Source organism: Streptomyces sp. SID8374, assembly GCF_009865135.1.
GTDB lineage: Bacteria > Actinomycetota > Actinomycetes > Streptomycetales > Streptomycetaceae > Streptomyces.
Genome location: NZ_WWGH01000001.1, coordinates 146,024 through 161,366 on the forward strand (window position 1 = coordinate 146,024; position 15,343 = coordinate 161,366).

The following is a 15,343-nucleotide window of genomic DNA, read 5'->3' on the forward strand; positions in this document are numbered from 1 at the left end:
ACGCGGCGCCCTTTCGTGGCGTAGGGCCGTCGCGGCACGGTGGAGCGATCGACGAGCGGGGAACCATGCCCAGATGGGGGCTGCTGGTGGAGCAGAACCTCGGACTCGGCGGCCAGCGCCGGGTCTGGTCGGCCGATGTCCTGGACCATGTGGACGGCACGCGCGAGGAGGCGCTGGAGGCCTTGCGGCAGCGGGCCGAGGTGTACCGGCCGGTGCATCCGGCCAGTCCGAAGCGGCGGAGGCTCTACCGGGAGCGCGACGGGTTCGTGCTGGTGCTGGACGGGGCCTGGCAGAGCTTCCACTGCCGGTTCACGGTGATCGAGGAGCTCTACGACAGCGCGGCGCCGGTGCCCGCGCCTCCGGCCGTCGCCGAACCGGAGCCGGAGCCGGAGCCCGTACAGCCGCCTGCGCCTGTGCGGCGGCGCGCTGTGCGGCCTGCGCCGGAGCCTTCGCGGGCGTGGGACGCGGATGTTCCCGAGGTCCCGTCGTGGCTCAACCGCGACCGGCCGTCCTGAGCCAGGCCCGGGGCCTCAGGCCGCGGTGGCGGGCAGGGAAACCCCCGTCAGCCGTTCGGCGGCGGCCCAGAGCCGGGCGGTTGCGGCGGGGTCGAGGGCGCGGCGGGTGATGCGTGCCGGGGCGGTCGGGCCGACGAGTCCGAAGCGGCCGCCGGGTCCGTAGTAGCCGCCGGGGACGGCCCCGGGGTCGGCCGCCGCGTACAGCAGCGGTTCCGCGCCCTGCTCGGGGAGTTGGGAGGGCAGCACGGTGAACGAGTTGAGCAGGGAGCGCTTGGGCTTGTCGCGCCCCAGGCTCGCGCCCGCCGTCTGGAGGTTGGTGCGGGTGTAGCCGGGGTGGGCGCCGGTGCTGAGCAGGTTCCAGCCGCGCTCGGCGGCGGTGTCGGCCAGCCGGCGGGTGAGCATGAGGTCGGCGAGCTTGGACTGCGCGTAGCTCAGGTTGGGGCTGTAGCGGCGGCGCTCCCACTGGAGGTCGTCGAAGTGGATCCGGCCGTAGTTGGCGGTTCCGCTGCTCATCGTGGCGACCCGGGGCGCGGGGGCGGCCAGGAGGAGCGGGAGCAGGCGGACGGTGAGGGCGAACGGCCCGAGGAAGTTGCTGCCGAACTGGAGCTCGAAGCCGTCGGCCGTGGTCATCCGCGTGGGCGGGGCCATCACTCCGGCGTTGTTGAGCAGCAGGTCGAGGGGCGTTCCGTCGGCGGTCAGCCCGTCCGCGAACGCTTCGACGGAGGCGAGGTCGGCGAGGTCGACGCGGCGGACCTCGATCCGGGCGCCGGGGTGGTCGGCCAGGATCTCGGTGCGGGCCCGCTCGCCCTTGGCGGGGGTGCGGACGGCCAGGACGACATGGGCGCCGGCTCCGGCGAGACGGCGGGCGGCCTCCTTGCCGGTGCCGCTGTTGGCGCCGGTGACGACGGCGAGTTTTCCGGTCAGGTCGGGCACGGCATACATGGCGGGCTCCTTCGTCGGCAGGCCGGGCCTCCCATTAAGAGACCGGCGGTCCGTTGCCCCTTCGAAGCTAGCAGACCGCCGGTCCGATAACAACAGACCGAGGGTCTGTAGGGTGGTGGCATGACAGAGACGCCCTTCCGGCGCGCCCGCAGCGAGGAGCAGCGCGCCGTACGCCGGCAGGCGATCCTCGACACCGCGGCGGCGATGCTCACCGAGCTGCCCGTGGCGCAGGTGAGCCTGAACGAACTGAGCCGCCGGGTGGGCCTGGCGAAGTCGAACGTGCTGCGGTACTTCGAATCGCGCGAGGCCGTCCTGCTGGAGCTGCTGGGCAGCGCGCAGCGCGACTGGCTGGCGGGCCTGGAGGAGGAGTTGGCGGCGGCGGTGGAGGCCGGAGCACCGGTCGCCGAGCGGGCCGACCGGGTGGCCGCCGTCCTGGCCGACTCGCTCTCCGCGCGGCCGGTGCTCTGCGACCTGATCAGCGCCCAGGCCGCGGTGCTGGAGCGGAATGTGTCGGCGGAGGTGGCGGCCCAGTACAAGCGCGCGGCCATCGCGAACGTGATGGAGCTGGGGCGCCTCATCGGGGAGCACGTACCCGAGCTGGACGCCCACCACGCGGGCCGTGTGGCGGCCGGAACACTGCTGGTGACGGGGGCGGTCTGGACCCATGCCCAGCCGTCGGCGGCGATGCTGGCCGCCTATGAGGCCGACCCGGAACTGGCGGCGCTGCGGCTGGACTTCACGGCCACGCTGCGCGAGATGCTCCAGGTGCTGCTGGCGGGGGTGCTGGCGCGGGGGTGAGCGGGGGGCGGCAGGCCGCAGGGTTACGGGGCCGGGTCCGCGACGCACCCGCGCCATGGCACACCGGGGCCGGGCCGTCGTACGGGGCCCGGGGGGCACCCTTTCCCCCGGGCCCCGTACGACGTACGACGCTCCCCTCAGCCCCCCACGTAAGCCGCCAGATGCTCCCCCGTGAGGGTGGAGCGGTCGGCGACCAGGTCGGCCGGGGTGCCCTCGAAGACGATCCGGCCGCCGTCGTGGCCCGCGCCGGGGCCGAGGTCGATGATCCAGTCGGCGTGCGCCATGACCGCCTGGTGGTGCTCGATGACGATCACCGACTTTCCGGACTCCACCAGCCGGTCCAGCAGCCCGAGCAGTTGCTCCACGTCGGCCAGATGCAGACCGGTGGTCGGCTCGTCGAGGACGTACACACCGCCCTTCTCACCCATGTGGGTGGCCAGCTTCAGCCGCTGGCGCTCACCGCCGGAGAGCGTGGTGAGCGGCTGGCCGAGGCTGAGGTAGCCGAGCCCCACGTCGGAGAGGCGGGTGAGGATCTTGTGCGCGGCGGGGGTGCGGGCCTCCCCCTCGGCGAAGAACGTCTCGGCCTCGTCCACCGACATCGCGAGCACCTCGCTGATGTCGCGGCCGCCGAGGTGGTGGTCGAGTACCGAGGCCTCGAACCGCTTGCCCTCGCACTCCTCGCAGACCGTGGCGATGCCCGCCATCATCGCCAAGTCGGTGTAGATGACCCCGGCGCCCTTGCAGGTGGGGCAGGCGCCTTCGGAGTTGGCGCTGAACAGGGCGGGCTTCACGCCGTTGGCCTTGGCGAACGCCTTGCGGATGGGTTCGAGGAGCCCGGTGTACGTGGCCGGGTTGCTGCGCCGCGAGCCGCGGATCGCGGTCTGGTCGATGGAGACGACATCCTCACCCGCCGGGATCGACCCGTGGATGAGCGAACTCTTGCCGGAACCCGCGACCCCGGTGACCACGCAGAGCACCCCGAGCGGGATGTCGACGTCGACGTCCCGCAGGTTGTGCGCGGAGGCGCCGCGGATCTCCAGCGTGCCGGAGGGCGTGCGGACCTTCTCCTTGAGGACGGCCCGGTCGTCGAGGTGGCGGCCGGTGAGGGTGCCTCCGGCCCGCAGCCCTTCCACCGTGCCCTCGAAGCAGACGGTGCCGCCCGCGCTGCCGGCGCCGGGGCCGAGGTCGACGACGTGGTCGGCGATGGCGATGGCCTCCGGCTTGTGCTCCACGACGAGCACCGTGTTGCCCTTGTCGCGCAGCCGTAGCAGCAGGTCGTTCATCCGCTGGATGTCGTGCGGGTGCAGACCGATGGTGGGCTCGTCGAAGACGTACGTGACATCGGTGAGCGAGGAGCCGAGGTGGCGGATCATCTTGACGCGCTGCGCCTCACCGCCCGACAGCGTGCCCGAGGGCCGGTCCAGCGAGAGGTAGCCGAGGCCGATCTCCACGAACGATTCGAGGGTCCCCAGCAGTGCGGTGAGCAGCGGTGCCACCGAGGGCTCGTCCAGCTCGCGCACCCAGTCGGCCAGGTCGCTGATCTGCATCGCGCAGGCGTCGGCGATGTTGATCTTCTTGATCCTCGAGGACCGGGCGCCCTCGCTGAGCCGGGTGCCCTCGCACTCGGGACAGGTGGTGAAGGTGACGGCGCGCTCCACGAAGGCGCGGATGTGCGGCTGCATCGCCTCCTTGTCCTTGGAGAGGAACGACTTCTGGATCTTGGGGATGAGTCCCTCGAAGGTGAGGTTGACGCCCTCGACCTTCACCTTGGTGGGCTCCCGGTAGAGGAAGTCCTGCATCTCCTTCTTGGTGTACTTGCGGATCGGCTTGTCCGGGTCGAGGAAGCCGGACTCGGCGTAGGTCCGCACGGTCCACCAGCTGTCGGACTTCCAGCCGGGGATGGTGAACGCGCCCTCCGCGATCGACTTGGTGTCGTCGTACAGCTGGGTGAGGTCGATGTCGGAGACCGTGCCCCGGCCCTCGCAGCGGACGCACATGCCGCCGGTACGGGTGAAGGTCTGCTTCTCCGTCTTCGTCCCGGCACCGCGCTGGACCGTGATCGCACCGCTCGCCTTCACCGAGGCCACGTTGAAGGAGAACGCGTTGGGCGAGCCGATGTGGGGCTTGCCGAGCCGGCTGAAGAGGATGCGGAGCATCGCGTTGGCGTCGGTGGCGGTGCCGACGGTGGAGCGGGGGTCGGCGCCCAGCCGCTGCTGGTCGACGATGATCGCCGTCGTGAGCCCTTCGAGTACGTCGACCTCGGGGCGGGCCTGCGTCGGCATGAAGCCCTGGACGAAGGCGCTGTAGGTCTCGTTGATCAGCCGCTGGGACTCCGCGGCGATCGTGTTGAACACCAGAGAACTCTTGCCGGAGCCGGAGACCCCGGTGAACACCGTCAGCCGGCGCTTCGGGATCTCGATGTCGACATCCTTGAGGTTGTTCTCGCGCGCCCCGTGCACGCGGATCACTTCGTGGCTGTCGGCGACCGGCTGCGCGGACGCCCGCGGTCCGGTTCTCTCGGCCTTGCTCATCGTCTCTCCATCTGTTGCGCGGGGCCGCCGCTCACGCACGCCTGCGGCGGCCCCGGCTCGGTCCCACTCACTTCGAACAGCACGTTCCATTCTCGCCGCCCCGGTCCCTCCCGGCGGCGGCACCGGTCCCCCGGCGGGCTTCAGCCCTTGCGCGGCTGGTTGAAGCGCAGCATGTTGCCGGCCGGGTCGCGGAAGGCGCAGTCGCGGACGCCGTACGGCTGGTCGATCGGCTCCTGGAGCACCTCGCCGCCCGCGGCGCGGATGCGTTCGAAGGTGGCGTCGACGTCGTCGGTGGAGAAGATGACGCCGCGCAGCAGCCCCTTGGCGAGCAGCTCGGCCATGGCCTGCTTGTCGGCGGCCGGGGCGTTGGGGTCGGCGAGCGGCGGTTCGAGCACGATCTCCACGTCCGGCTGCGCCGGGGAGCCGACGGTCACCCAGCGCATCCCCTCGAACCCGACGTCGTTGCGTACCTCCAGGCCGAGAACGTCCCGGTAGAAGGTGAGCGCCTTGTCGTGGTCGTCGACGGCGATGAAGGTCTGTGCGAGCTTGATTTCCATGTGCTTCACGCTACGGACGGGGTGGTGGTTTCGCTTCTCCATTCCTGACCGGTCGCGTCTGGATCTTGGCGACACAGGCCGGGATGGCGGCACCGTCCTCGTGCGAGCGCGCCCGGTAGGCGCTGGGGCTCTCGCCGACCAGCTCGGTGAAGCGGGAGCTGAAGGACCCCAGCGACGTACATCCGACCGCGAAGCAGACCTCCGTCACCGACAGGTCGCCGCGGCGCAGCAGCGCCTTGGCCCGTTCGATCCGGCGGGTCATGAGGTAGCTGTACGGGCTCTCGCCGTACGCGGCCCGGAAACTGCGGGAGAAGTGGCCCGGCGACATGAGCGCACCCCGCGCCAGCGCCGGCACGTCCAGCGGCTCCGCGTACTCGCGGTCCATCCGGTCACGGGCCCGGCGCAGCCGGACGAGGTCCTCCAGCGTCACCGGGCCATTCTCCCACGCAGGGCTCGCGTTGACCGGCCGGGCGCCGGTCAGTCCATGTCGTCGTACCCGTCGTGGAACAGCGCGGAGAAGTTCGGGAACTCCCTCAGATCGCCGTACTTCGGCGCGAACAGATAAGCGGCCCACTCGCCGTCCGGCCCGGTGTCGGTGGGATCGAGCAACCAGTAGTCCTCCCCGCGGGCGACCTCGACGGACCGGCGGAACAGCCGAACATAATCGTCGTTGTCAGGTATCTCGTCGTAGACCTCGATCACGCTCCCGCCGTCATCGCCGTCCCGCATCCACGAGACGCTGCCGCACGGATGTACGAGATCCACCCACCCCTCCACGCGCTTCCACCCGTCGCTGGCCAGGAAGAATGCTCTGAGGCTCGGAGGGAACCGCACCCCGAGCCGCTCCTCGGCGGCCGCCAGGTCCTCTTCCCGGGCCGGTGCCTCACCCAGCCACGGCTCGAGCCGCCCCTCTTCCTCCAGCACCTCCAGTTGGCCCTCATCCAGGAGACCGATCAGCTCCCGGTCGGAGGCACGGTGTTGCATGTATCGCTCGTCGTATCGCTGAAGAAAGCCACGCCACTCCTCCGGCGTGGTCAGAACAGCGGCAACTTCACTTTCGTCGGCCCCAGTTGTCTCACTCATGCGGCTCATGGTGCCAGGCACCTATGACAACGCCGCCGCCACCCGGGCCTACGGGCGGCTGGCAGCCGGTGTCACCGCCGCACCCGAGGCATCCCCAGCCCGATCCAGGAGATGATCTCGCGCTGGATCTCGTTGTTGCCGCCGCCGAAGGTGAAGATGACCGCCGACCGGTAGCCGCGTTCCAGTTCGCCGTGGAGGACCGCACCGGCCGAGCCCTCCTTCAGAGGGCCCGCCGAGCCGGCGATCTCCATCAGCCAGGCATAGGCGTCGCGGCGGGCCTCGGAGCCGTAGACCTTGACCGCGGAGGCGTCCTGGGGGGTGAGAGTGGCGTTCTGGAGGGCCGAGACCATCTGCCAGTTGAGCAGTTTCATGGCGTCCAGGCGGGTGTGGGTGCGGGCCAGGCGGGTGCGGACCCAGGGGAGGTCGATGACGCGGCGGCCGTCGGTGAGCTTGGTTTCGGTGGCCCAGCGCTGGACGTTGTGCAGGGCGCGGACCGCCATGGTGCCGTGGGCGGCGAGGGTGACGCGTTCGTGGTTGAGCTGGTTGGTGATGAGCCGCCAGCCCTTGTTCTCCTCGCCGACGCGGTGGGTGAGGGGGACGGTGACGTTCTCGTAGTAGCTGGCCGTCGTGTCGTGCGAGGCGAGCGTGTTGATCAGGGTGCAGGAGTAGCCGGGGTCGCTGGTGGGGACCAGGAGCATGGTGATGCCCTTGTGGGGCGGGGCGCCGGGGTCGGTGCGGACGGCGAGCCAGACCCAGTCGGCGGTGTCGCCGTTGGTGGTCCAGATCTTCTGGCCGTTGACGACGTACGCGTCCCCGTCGCGGACCGCACGGGTCTTGAGGGCGGCGAGGTCGGTGCCCGCGTCCGGTTCGCTGTAGCCGATCGCGAAGTCGATCTCCCCGGCGAGGATCTTCGGCAGGAAGTACGCCTTCTGCTCGTCGGTGCCGAACTGCATGATCGTGGGCCCGACCGTGTTCAGCGCCATCAGCGGCAGCGGTACGCCCGCCTGGGCCGCCTCGTCGAAGAAGATGAACTGTTCCATCGGGGTGAGCCCCCGGCCGCCGTACTCCTTCGGCCAGCCCACGCCCAGCCAGCCGTCGGTGCCGAGCCGGCGGATCGTCTCGCGGTAGAAGCGCTTCTGCGCGGCGGGTTCCGCGTAGCGGGCGTAGGCGTTGTCGGGGACCAGACCGGCGAAGTACGTACGCAGTTCGGTGCGCAACTGCTCTTGCTCAGGCGTGTATTCGAGGTGCACGGCCCCTCCGGATTCTCGCGGCTGCGTCGCCCGTGTGCGGCGGCGCACACAGTAGAACGTGTTGCAAGAATCCGGAAGGGCCGTCGCGCTGCCGTTCGGGTCAGCGCTTCACCGCGCGCAGGACCACGAACTTCGCGTCGCCCGCGACCGTCGTGCAGTTGCCGAAGATCCGGCGCAGGTGGGTGTGGTACGAGAGGTGCCGGTTGCCCACCACCCAGAGTTCGCCGCCCTGCCGCAGCGCCGTGCGCGCGCTGACGAACATCGTGCGGGCGGTGGCGTCGGTCGTCGCCATGTGGGAGTGGAACGGCGGGTTGTTCAGCACCAGGTCCAGGCTGCCCGGGGCGATGTCCGAAAGTCCGTCACCCACCAGGAAGTCCGCCTTCGCGCCCTGCGGCGCACCCAGGCGGAACGTCTCTTCGGCGGAGGCGACGGCCCCGTACGACTCGTCGACGAACGTGATGTGCGCGTCGGGGTTGGCGAGCGCTGCGGAGAGGCCGAGGACGCCGTTGCCGCAGCCCAGGTCGGCGACCTCGACGGATCCGCCGCGGGTGGGCAGGTGCTTCAGGAAGAACCGGGTGCCGACGTCCAGGCGCTCGGCGCAGAAGATCCCGGCGTGGTTGACGGTGGTGCGGCCGGAGACGGGGCCCACGTCGCCGGGCAGCTCGTAGCGGTACGGCCAGGGGCTCGGCGTACGCGGCAGCTCCAGGTCCGGGGTGCTGAAGATGAGCCGCGCCTTGCGCACCGCGAGGGAGGTGCGGGTCGGTCCGACGATCCGCTCGAAGAGCTTGAGGGTCGAGGTGTGGATCTCCTTGACCATGCCGGTGCCGATGACGACCGTGCCCGCGTGGAGCGCGGGGGCGATCCGCTGGAGTTGGTCCTCCAGGAAGGCCAGGGACTTGGGCACCCGGACCAGCAGTACGTCGATCCGGTCCGGCGGAGTGTCGCGCGAGGACAGCAGCGTCACGGCGTCCGGGTCCAGGCCGTTGCGCTCCAGGTTGGCCTGGGTGGCGCGCCGGGCCAGGTAGGAGTCGCCGATCTGGACGGGGCGGTGGGCGGCCAGCGCGGTGGCCAGGGCACCCCACCGGTCCCCCACGACGGCGACCGTGCCCGTGAGGTCGACGGGCCCCGTCTCGGGATCCGTCAGCTGGCGGAGCAGGTATTCGTCGGCGGCGTCCCAGGCCCGGAAGGGGTCGCTGGGGTGCTCGGGGAAGCGGGCGAGCTCGAAAGTGCCCTGTGAGGTCGTCAAACGGTTCATATGTCACTCAGGCTAACCGAGGAACCGGGGGCGCCCCACACGCTCCCCGGTCCCTCGGCCGTATCGCCCTGGCTCCCGGCCCGCCGAGGCTCTGCCGCCGGGCCTCGGGCGGGTCCGCGGGCTCCGTCAGGGCAGCTGTCTGTCGAGGGCGGAGCGCCCCTCGTCGGCCAGCTTGCGCCGCGCCCACTCCAGGGTCTCGGGTGTCAGGTCCCGCCCGGAGGCGAGCACCACGTCCTCCGCGCTCGGCCTGTCGCTCGCGCCCGTGTGCAGGAGCCGGTCGGGGGTGACGCCCGACGCCTCGGGCGCGGCCGCGGATACGGATTCGGGGTCTTCGCTCATGCCGCCTCCTCCTCGTCCTTGCGGCAATTCTCGCGCCGCTCGGGCCGGGCCGCATCCGAGGGGGTTCGAGGCCGGTGGGCCACTCGGGAGAGTGAACCGGTCATTGGGCCGTACGAGGAGTGGGCAGAACCGGAATGTCGGTTCTCACCTCTTGAGGCGGTGCCCATGCTCCACGGCGTCGACGTCAGCGCCTATCAGCCCTCCTACGACACGGACGGCATCGATTTCGTCTTCATCAAGTCCACCGAGGGCCGCAGCTATGTCAATCCACGTCTCGACGCCCAGGTGAAGCGGGCCCGGGACGCCGAGTGCGTCGTCGGCTTCTACCACTTCCTCTGGCCGGGGGACGTCAAGGACCAGGTGGCGTACTTCCTCGACAAGACGCCGGAGAAGGAGGGCGATCTGCTCGCCGTCGACTGGGAGCAGACCGGCGGCGGGACGCGCGCGAGCAGCGCGGAGAAGGACCGCTTCATCCGTGAGGTGAAGCGGGAGCGGCCCGGCCACCGGGTCCTCCTCTACTGCAACCGGGCCTTCTGGCGCACCCACGACACCAGCGACTACGCGGGCGACGGGCTGTGGATCGCGGACTACGTCTCGGCCGGAAAGCCGCGGATCGAGGCGTCCTGGCGGATCCATCAGTACACCGACGACCCCCTCGACAAGAACGTCGCCGACTTCGACTCTGTCAGGGCCCTGCGCGACTGGGCCACCGCCGGATAACGGCCTTCCGGGGCCCCGGAACGTTCCCGTTCCAGGGGCCCGACCAGGCCCAATCTTGACCTGCACATGATAGGTACACAGCGTTCACACGCGAGCCACGGTGCGTGTGGAAGGCTCCCGCGTACCAGACATCGCACGGTCACCCCGACGAGCGCCCCGACCCGGGGCCGGTGTCGTGGTGCCCGCGTTCCGAGAGGACACCCCACATGTCCCGTCGCCCTTCGCTCTACGCGCGTCCACTGCTGGCCACCGCGGCCGCCGTCGCCGTACTCGCCGGCACCGCGGCAGCCGCGCCCGCCGCCGACACCCCGCCCGACCGCCCCGCCACCCTCGCCGCCGCACTCGACGACACGTACTACCAGGACGCCCTCGGCAAGACCGGCACCGAGCTCAAGGCCGCCCTGCACACGATCATCAGCGACCAGACCAAGCTCTCCTACAGCCAGGTGTGGGACGCGCTCAAGGCCACCGACGAGGACCCCGCCAACTCCTCCAACGTGATCCTCCTCTACACCGGCCGCTCCCAGTCCAAGAACGACAACGGCGGCAACGCCGACCAGTGGAACCGCGAGCACGTCTGGGCCAAGTCGCACGGCGACTTCGGTACGGCCACGGGCCCGGGCACCGACATCCACCATCTGCGGCCCGAGGACGTCTCGGTCAACTCCGCCCGGGGCAACAAGGACTTCGACAACGGCGGCAGCGAACTGGGCGAGGCGCCCGGCAACTTCACCGACGGCGACTCCTTCGAACCGCGCGACGCGGTCAAGGGCGACGTCGCCCGCATGATCCTCTACATGGCCGTGCGCTACGAGGGCGACGACTCCTTCGCCGACCTCGAACCCAACGACCAGGTGGACAACGGCTCCGCCCCGAAGATGGGCAAGCTCTCCGTGCTGAAGCAGTGGAGCCAGGAGGACCCGCCGGACGCCTTCGAGAAGCGGCGCAACGACGTCATATTCGAGCAGTTCCAGCACAACCGGAACCCGTTCATCGACCACCCCGAGTGGGTCGGAGCCATCTGGTAGCTCCGAGCCCGGGAGGGTCATCCCTCCCCGGCCAGGGCCTTCGCGCTTCCCTCCACCGCGGCCTCCCGGGTCGCGTAGCGCGGCAGGTCCTGGCCGATGCCCTCCCTCACGACGTCCGGCGGGCCCAGCAGGTCGCGCGGGTCGACGATCGCGACGCGCCGGCCGTCGGCGGAGAGCCGGGCCAGCCCCGTGTGCAGCATCCCCAGGCCGACGGAGTCGACGGCGGTGACGTCGTGCAGGTCGAGCACGACAGGGCTCTCCTGGTCCGGCCCCGACTCGTCCAGGGCGTACAGCACGCGCTCGGCGGCCGTGAAGTCGATGGACCCCTGCGCGGCGACCACGCCGACCTGCTCGTGCAGGACCCGCTCGTGATCGGCGGAGGGCGCGGTGGGCAGGTCGTCGGCGGTGGTGACCAGGCTGACGGTGGAGCCGGGCAGCGCGGGGTTGAGCATCAGGTGGAGCCCGTACCGCTCCGAGAGCGCGCGGAGCGCCGCCTGGCCGCGTACCGAATTGCCGGCGGTGTCCAGCGGCGGGCTGTAGGTGGCGAGACCGAAGCGGGCCGGGCCGACCGCGATGAGGCCGCCGGAGACCCCGCTCTTGGCGGGCAGCCCGATCCGCAGCAGCCAGTCCCCCGAACCGTCGTACATCCCGCAGGTGGCCATCACGGCGAGCACCCGGGCGGTGACCTCCGCCGAGACGACCTGCTCCCGCGTGACGGGGTTGAACCCGCCGTACGCGAGGGTCGCGGCCATCGTCGCGAGGTCGAGGGCGGTGACGCGTACCGCGCACTGGCGGAAGTACCGGTCCACCGCGAGCACCGGGTCGACGGGCATGGTGCCGGTGGAACGGATCAGATAGGCGAGCGCCCGGTTGCGGTCCCCGGTCATGGACTCCGAGGTGAACACCTCCTCGTCCACGTCCAGTTCGCGTCCGGCGAAGCGGCCGAGGCAGTGCAGGATGCGCTCGAAGGCGGGTTCGTCGGGGGCGTCGGGGATCAGGGCCGTGGTGACGATGGCCCCGGCGTTGACCATCGCGTTGGCGGGGCGGCCGGTGCCGGGTTCGAGGCTGATCGCGTTGAACGCGTCGCCGCTCGGCTCGGCGCCCACCCACCGGCTCACCTCGTCCAGACCGAGGACGGAGAGGGCGAGGGCGTAGATGAACGGTTTGGAGACCGACTGGATGGTGAAGGGCACGTCGGCCTCGCCCGCGCTGTAGCAGTGGCCGTCCATGCTGACCAGGGCCAGTCCGAAGGCTTCGGGGTCGGCGAGCCCCAGCTGCGGGATGTAGTCGGCGGGCCGGCCGCCGGGCAGGTCCCGGTATTCGGCGCGCAGCTTGTTGAGCGAGTCGGTCACCGCGTCGGAAGCACTCATCTCCGTCTCCTCCTCAACCGCGCTCGGCCTGGGCGACCCGGGGGAAGGTCTTCACCCCGGCGGCCTTGCGGCTGTTGGCCTGGACGTCGACCGTACGGTTCGGCGGGGCGTCCTCCACCCCGACGACCACCGTGTCGAGGACCTTGTCCTGTTCGTCGGCGAACTCCACCTTCACCGCGTAGAAGGCGGCTGTGTCCGTGGGGTTGGTGACCCGGACGCGGGCGCTGCGAACCTCCTCGGACGCGGCGGCGGGCAGCCCGCTCACCGAGACGTCGGCGACCGCGTTGCCCCGGCCCTCGACCCCTTCGAGCCGCTTGGCGGCTTCCTGCCGGACGCGTTCGGACTCGGCGGAGACGGAGGCGGCGAAGCTCCGCTGGGTGCGCGGGCTCTGCTCCTGGGACGGCGACCCCTCCGGTTCGGCGTGCGGGGACCCGGACGACTCCGCGTGCTCGGAGTGCTCGGAGTGTTCCGGCGTGAGCGTCCGCACGCTCCGGGAGGTGCCCTCGCTGCTGGTGTCGGAGTCGCAGGCCGCGGTGGTGGCGGCCAGCAGGGCGGCGGCCACGGCAGGGACCAGGAGACGGGCCCTGCGGCGGTGGAGGTTCGCTGTCACGGACGGTCCGTCCAATCGGGGGATGAGAAGAGGGCGAGCGGGAAGGAGGAGGCCGCGAGCGTGGACATCGCGCGCACTTCCCACAGCCGATGATCACCAACTCGCCCATACTAGGATCAAAAGGTATGAATTGACTCGTCGAAGCATCCGCTTCATACGGGAGCGGGTTCGAGCCCCGGGAGGGAACGATGGACACGGACGCCCTGACCGCCGACCTGTTGCGGGAGCTGCGGGCGACCCGGCCCTATCCGGCCCTGTCCCTGACCATGCCGACGCACCGCACCGCCCCGGACAACGCCCAGGACCCCGTGCGGCTGCGCAACCTGGTGGCGGAGGCGGTCCATCGTCTGGAGGGTGATCCGCAGGTGAGCCGGGAAACGGCCGCCGCCATCAAGGGCGAGCTGGACCGGGCGGTCGACGAGGTGGACCCGCGCCGGGCCCTGGACTCGCTGGTCGTCCTGGCCACGGCCGATGAGCACCAGATCTGGCAGCTGCCGCGCACCGCGCCCGAACGGGTGGTGCTCAGCGACAGCTACCTCACCCGCAATCTCGTCGCCGCCAAGGCCCAGGCCCGTCCGTACTGGGCGCTCACCGTCGCCGCCGACCACGCCACCCTGTGGAACGGCACGGACGGGGGCATCGAGGTGCGGGAGACGGGCGGGTTCCCGCTGACCGCGCCGAAGGAGCCGCCCAACCCGCAGCGCGAGGAGCGGATCGGGGACACCCCGAGCAAGTTCACCGACGAGGACACCCGGAACTTCTTCCGTACCGTCGACGAGAAGCTGCGTGCCCTGCTGGCCGCCGACCCGCGCCCGCTGTACGTGATGGGGCTGCCGCCCGCCCTCTCGCTGCTGGACGAGGTCGGCGAGGCGTCGAAGGCGGCGGTCGGGCGCGTCGCCAAGGGCGCACCGGCCGACCTGCCGCCCGCCGAGGTCCTCAAGGAGCTGCGGCCCGCGCTGGAGGAAGGGGCCCGGCAGGCCACGGCCGACGTGGAGCGGCGCCTCGACAACGCCCGCAGCGGGCACGCGTTCGCGGGCGGGCTGGACGAGGTGTGGGCCGCCGTCCGGGAGGGCCGGGTGGGGCTCATCGCGGTGGAGGAGCACTTCCAGGCCACCGTCCGGGTGACCGACGGGCATCTGGAGCCGGTCCCCGAGGGGACCACGCAGTCGGACGCCCCGGAGGTCCGCGAGGACATCGTGGACGAGCTGATCGAGGCGGCGCTGGACGGCGGGGCCGATGTGGTGTTCGTCGAGGACGATTCGCTGGCCGAGCACGGGCGGATCGCGGCGGCGCTGAGGTTCTGACCGGATCGGACCCTGCGAGGGCGTCTCCGTACGTGACGTACGGAGGCGCCCTCAGCCGATGCGGCGGACCGGCTCCCCGTCGAGGAACGCCCGGATGTTCTCGACCGCCTGGCCGTAGTACGTCGCGTAGTTGGCGCGCGAGACATACCCCAGGTGCGGGGTGGCCAGCAGCCGTGGGGCGGTGCGCATCGGGTGGCCGGCCGGGAGGGGTTCGGTGTCGAACACGTCGATCCCGGCCCCCGCGATGGCCCCGGCGTGCAGGGCCGCGAGCAGGGCGTCCTGGTCGACGATGGCGGCCCGGCTGGTGTTGACCAGATAGGCGGTGGGGCGCATCCGGGCGAGTTCGGCGGCGCCGATCAGCCCCCGGGTGCGCTCGCTGAGCGCCAGGTGTACGGAGACGAAGTCGGCGGCCTCCAGCAGCTCTTCCCTGGACGCGGCGAGCGCGGTGCCGACCTCCTTCGTACGTTCCTCCGTGAGGTTCTGGCTCCAGGCCACCACCTCCATGCCGAAGGCCCGGCCCACCTGGGCGACCCGGCTGCCGATCTTCCCCAGGCCCAGCAGGCCGAGCGTCCGGCCGTGCAGGTCGGCGCCGACGGTGGACTGCCAAGGTCCGTCCGCGCGAAGGCCGTTGGCCTCCGGGACGATGGACCGGGCGAGGCCCAGCAGCAGGGCCCAGGTGAGTTCGACCGGAGGGGTGGAGGAGCTGGCGGTGCCGCAGACGGTGACGCCGTGCTGCTCGGCGGCGGCGAAGTCGATCACGGAGTTGCGCATGCCGGAGGCGATCAGCAGCCGGAGCCGGGGCAGCCGCGCGAAGACCTCCGCCGGGAAGGGGACCCGTTCGCGCAGGGTGACGACGATGTCGAACTCCGCGAGGGCGGCGGTGACTTCCTTCACCGAGCCCAGGTGCTCGGTGAAGGTGACGACATCGACGTCGGCGGTGACGGGCGACCAGTCGGCGACGGTGGTGGCGGCGGACTGGAAGTCCTCGATCACGGCGCAACGCAGCTTCATATGGGCTCTCTCCTGCGGGGCGGGGGTCAG

At 71.2% G+C, this 15,343-nt stretch carries 16 protein-coding genes; 5 read left to right on the forward strand and 11 right to left on the reverse strand.

What is annotated here, in order from left to right; genetic code table 11:
• Positions 1–65: 65 nt before the first annotated feature.
• Entirely contained in the window at positions 66–515 is a 450-nt protein-coding gene (locus GTY67_RS00670) for a hypothetical protein (protein WP_161277392.1), read from the forward strand.
• 15 nt (positions 516–530) lie between these two features.
• Here GTY67_RS00670 and GTY67_RS00675 read toward each other — a convergent pair whose 3' ends face one another.
• Positions 531–1,457 (reverse strand): SDR family oxidoreductase, encoded by a 927-nt coding sequence (locus GTY67_RS00675; protein ID WP_161277393.1) that lies wholly within the window; start codon positions 1,455–1,457, stop codon positions 531–533.
• A 120-nt stretch (positions 1,458–1,577) separates the two neighbouring features.
• Here GTY67_RS00675 and GTY67_RS00680 point away from each other — a divergent pair, with 120 nt between their 5' ends.
• Entirely contained in the window at positions 1,578–2,255 is a 678-nt protein-coding gene (locus GTY67_RS00680; protein WP_093694383.1) for a TetR family transcriptional regulator, read from the forward strand.
• Between the two features lie 137 nt (positions 2,256–2,392).
• On the opposite strand, the gene GTY67_RS00685 is transcribed toward GTY67_RS00680, so the two are convergent.
• The 7 genes from GTY67_RS00685 to GTY67_RS00715 all read right to left on the reverse strand — a co-directional run bounded on the left by GTY67_RS00685 (position 2,393) and on the right by GTY67_RS00715 (position 9,270).
• Positions 2,393–4,786 carry an excinuclease ABC subunit UvrA gene (locus GTY67_RS00685; protein ID WP_161277394.1) on the reverse strand — a complete coding sequence of 798 codons (2,394 nt, stop codon included), beginning with the start codon at positions 4,784–4,786 and terminating at the stop codon, positions 2,393–2,395.
• A gap of 140 nt (positions 4,787–4,926) precedes the next feature.
• Positions 4,927–5,343, reverse strand: a complete 417-nt coding sequence (locus GTY67_RS00690; RefSeq protein WP_028417068.1) for a VOC family protein — start codon at positions 5,341–5,343, stop codon at positions 4,927–4,929.
• Between the two features lie 10 nt (positions 5,344–5,353).
• Positions 5,354–5,773, reverse strand: a complete 420-nt coding sequence (locus GTY67_RS00695; RefSeq protein ID WP_161277396.1) for a helix-turn-helix transcriptional regulator — start codon at positions 5,771–5,773, stop codon at positions 5,354–5,356.
• Between the two features lie 47 nt (positions 5,774–5,820).
• Positions 5,821–6,435: an SMI1/KNR4 family protein gene (locus tag GTY67_RS00700; protein ID WP_093694380.1), complete on the reverse strand. Its 615-nt coding sequence runs from the start codon at positions 6,433–6,435 to the stop codon at positions 5,821–5,823.
• 62 nt (positions 6,436–6,497) lie between these two features.
• Positions 6,498–7,676 (reverse strand): acyl-CoA dehydrogenase family protein, encoded by a 1,179-nt coding sequence (locus GTY67_RS00705; RefSeq protein ID WP_161277398.1) that lies wholly within the window; start codon positions 7,674–7,676, stop codon positions 6,498–6,500.
• 100 nt (positions 7,677–7,776) lie between these two features.
• Complete coding sequence (locus GTY67_RS00710) at positions 7,777–8,931, reverse strand: methyltransferase (protein WP_161277399.1); 1,155 nt, start codon at positions 8,929–8,931, stop codon at positions 7,777–7,779.
• 126 nt (positions 8,932–9,057) lie between these two features.
• A complete protein-coding gene (locus GTY67_RS00715; protein WP_093694377.1) occupies positions 9,058–9,270 on the reverse strand; it encodes a hypothetical protein in 213 nt (70 codons plus the stop codon).
• A 165-nt stretch (positions 9,271–9,435) separates the two neighbouring features.
• Between GTY67_RS00715 and GTY67_RS00720 the strand changes: the two genes are divergently transcribed.
• Together GTY67_RS00720 and GTY67_RS00725 are read left to right on the forward strand one after the other, a co-directional pair.
• The gene (locus tag GTY67_RS00720; RefSeq protein ID WP_093694376.1) at positions 9,436–9,990 is read left to right on the forward strand and encodes a GH25 family lysozyme; all 555 of its coding nucleotides are present in this window, start codon (positions 9,436–9,438) and stop codon (positions 9,988–9,990) included.
• A 206-nt stretch (positions 9,991–10,196) separates the two neighbouring features.
• On the forward strand, positions 10,197–11,018 hold the full coding sequence (locus GTY67_RS00725) for an endonuclease (protein ID WP_093694375.1): 822 nt from the start codon (positions 10,197–10,199) through the stop codon (positions 11,016–11,018).
• A 17-nt stretch (positions 11,019–11,035) separates the two neighbouring features.
• On the opposite strand, the gene glsA is transcribed toward GTY67_RS00725, so the two are convergent.
• Positions 11,036–12,388 (reverse strand): glutaminase A, encoded by a 1,353-nt coding sequence (gene glsA, locus GTY67_RS00730; RefSeq protein WP_161277401.1) that lies wholly within the window; start codon positions 12,386–12,388, stop codon positions 11,036–11,038.
• A 13-nt stretch (positions 12,389–12,401) separates the two neighbouring features.
• Positions 12,402–12,998 (reverse strand): hypothetical protein, encoded by a 597-nt coding sequence (locus GTY67_RS00735; RefSeq protein ID WP_161277403.1) that lies wholly within the window; start codon positions 12,996–12,998, stop codon positions 12,402–12,404.
• Positions 12,999–13,186: 188 nt separating this feature from the next.
• Between GTY67_RS00735 and GTY67_RS00740 the strand changes: the two genes are divergently transcribed.
• Positions 13,187–14,302, forward strand: a complete 1,116-nt coding sequence (locus GTY67_RS00740; protein ID WP_161277405.1) for a chemotaxis protein — start codon at positions 13,187–13,189, stop codon at positions 14,300–14,302.
• Between the two features lie 51 nt (positions 14,303–14,353).
• Here the strand turns inward: GTY67_RS00740 and GTY67_RS00745 are convergent, their stop codons facing one another.
• Complete coding sequence (locus tag GTY67_RS00745) at positions 14,354–15,313, reverse strand: D-2-hydroxyacid dehydrogenase family protein (RefSeq protein WP_161277407.1); 960 nt, start codon at positions 15,311–15,313, stop codon at positions 14,354–14,356.
• Positions 15,314–15,343 lie beyond the last annotated feature (30 nt).

Bases quoted from the DNA above. Each gene is read 5' to 3' on its own strand.
- GTY67_RS00715 (WP_093694377.1), bottom strand. From the start codon at position 9,270: ATGAGCGAAGACCCCGAATCCGTATCCGCGGCCGCGCCCGAGGCGTCG.
- GTY67_RS00700 (WP_093694380.1), bottom strand. From the start codon at position 6,435: ATGAGCCGCATGAGTGAGACAACTGGGGCCGACGAAAGTGAAGTTGCC.
- GTY67_RS00745 (WP_161277407.1), bottom strand. From the start codon at position 15,313: ATGAAGCTGCGTTGCGCCGTGATCGAGGACTTCCAGTCCGCCGCCACC.
- GTY67_RS00670 (WP_161277392.1), top strand. From the start codon at position 66: ATGCCCAGATGGGGGCTGCTGGTGGAGCAGAACCTCGGACTCGGCGGC.
- GTY67_RS00690 (WP_028417068.1), bottom strand. From the start codon at position 5,343: ATGGAAATCAAGCTCGCACAGACCTTCATCGCCGTCGACGACCACGAC.
- glsA (WP_161277401.1), bottom strand. From the start codon at position 12,388: ATGAGTGCTTCCGACGCGGTGACCGACTCGCTCAACAAGCTGCGCGCC.
- GTY67_RS00720 (WP_093694376.1), top strand. From the start codon at position 9,436: ATGCTCCACGGCGTCGACGTCAGCGCCTATCAGCCCTCCTACGACACG.
- GTY67_RS00675 (WP_161277393.1), bottom strand. From the start codon at position 1,457: ATGTATGCCGTGCCCGACCTGACCGGAAAACTCGCCGTCGTCACCGGC.
- GTY67_RS00710 (WP_161277399.1), bottom strand. From the start codon at position 8,931: ATGAACCGTTTGACGACCTCACAGGGCACTTTCGAGCTCGCCCGCTTC.
- GTY67_RS00680 (WP_093694383.1), top strand. From the start codon at position 1,578: ATGACAGAGACGCCCTTCCGGCGCGCCCGCAGCGAGGAGCAGCGCGCC.
- GTY67_RS00685 (WP_161277394.1), bottom strand. From the start codon at position 4,786: ATGAGCAAGGCCGAGAGAACCGGACCGCGGGCGTCCGCGCAGCCGGTC.
- GTY67_RS00740 (WP_161277405.1), top strand. From the start codon at position 13,187: ATGGACACGGACGCCCTGACCGCCGACCTGTTGCGGGAGCTGCGGGCG.
- GTY67_RS00725 (WP_093694375.1), top strand. From the start codon at position 10,197: ATGTCCCGTCGCCCTTCGCTCTACGCGCGTCCACTGCTGGCCACCGCG.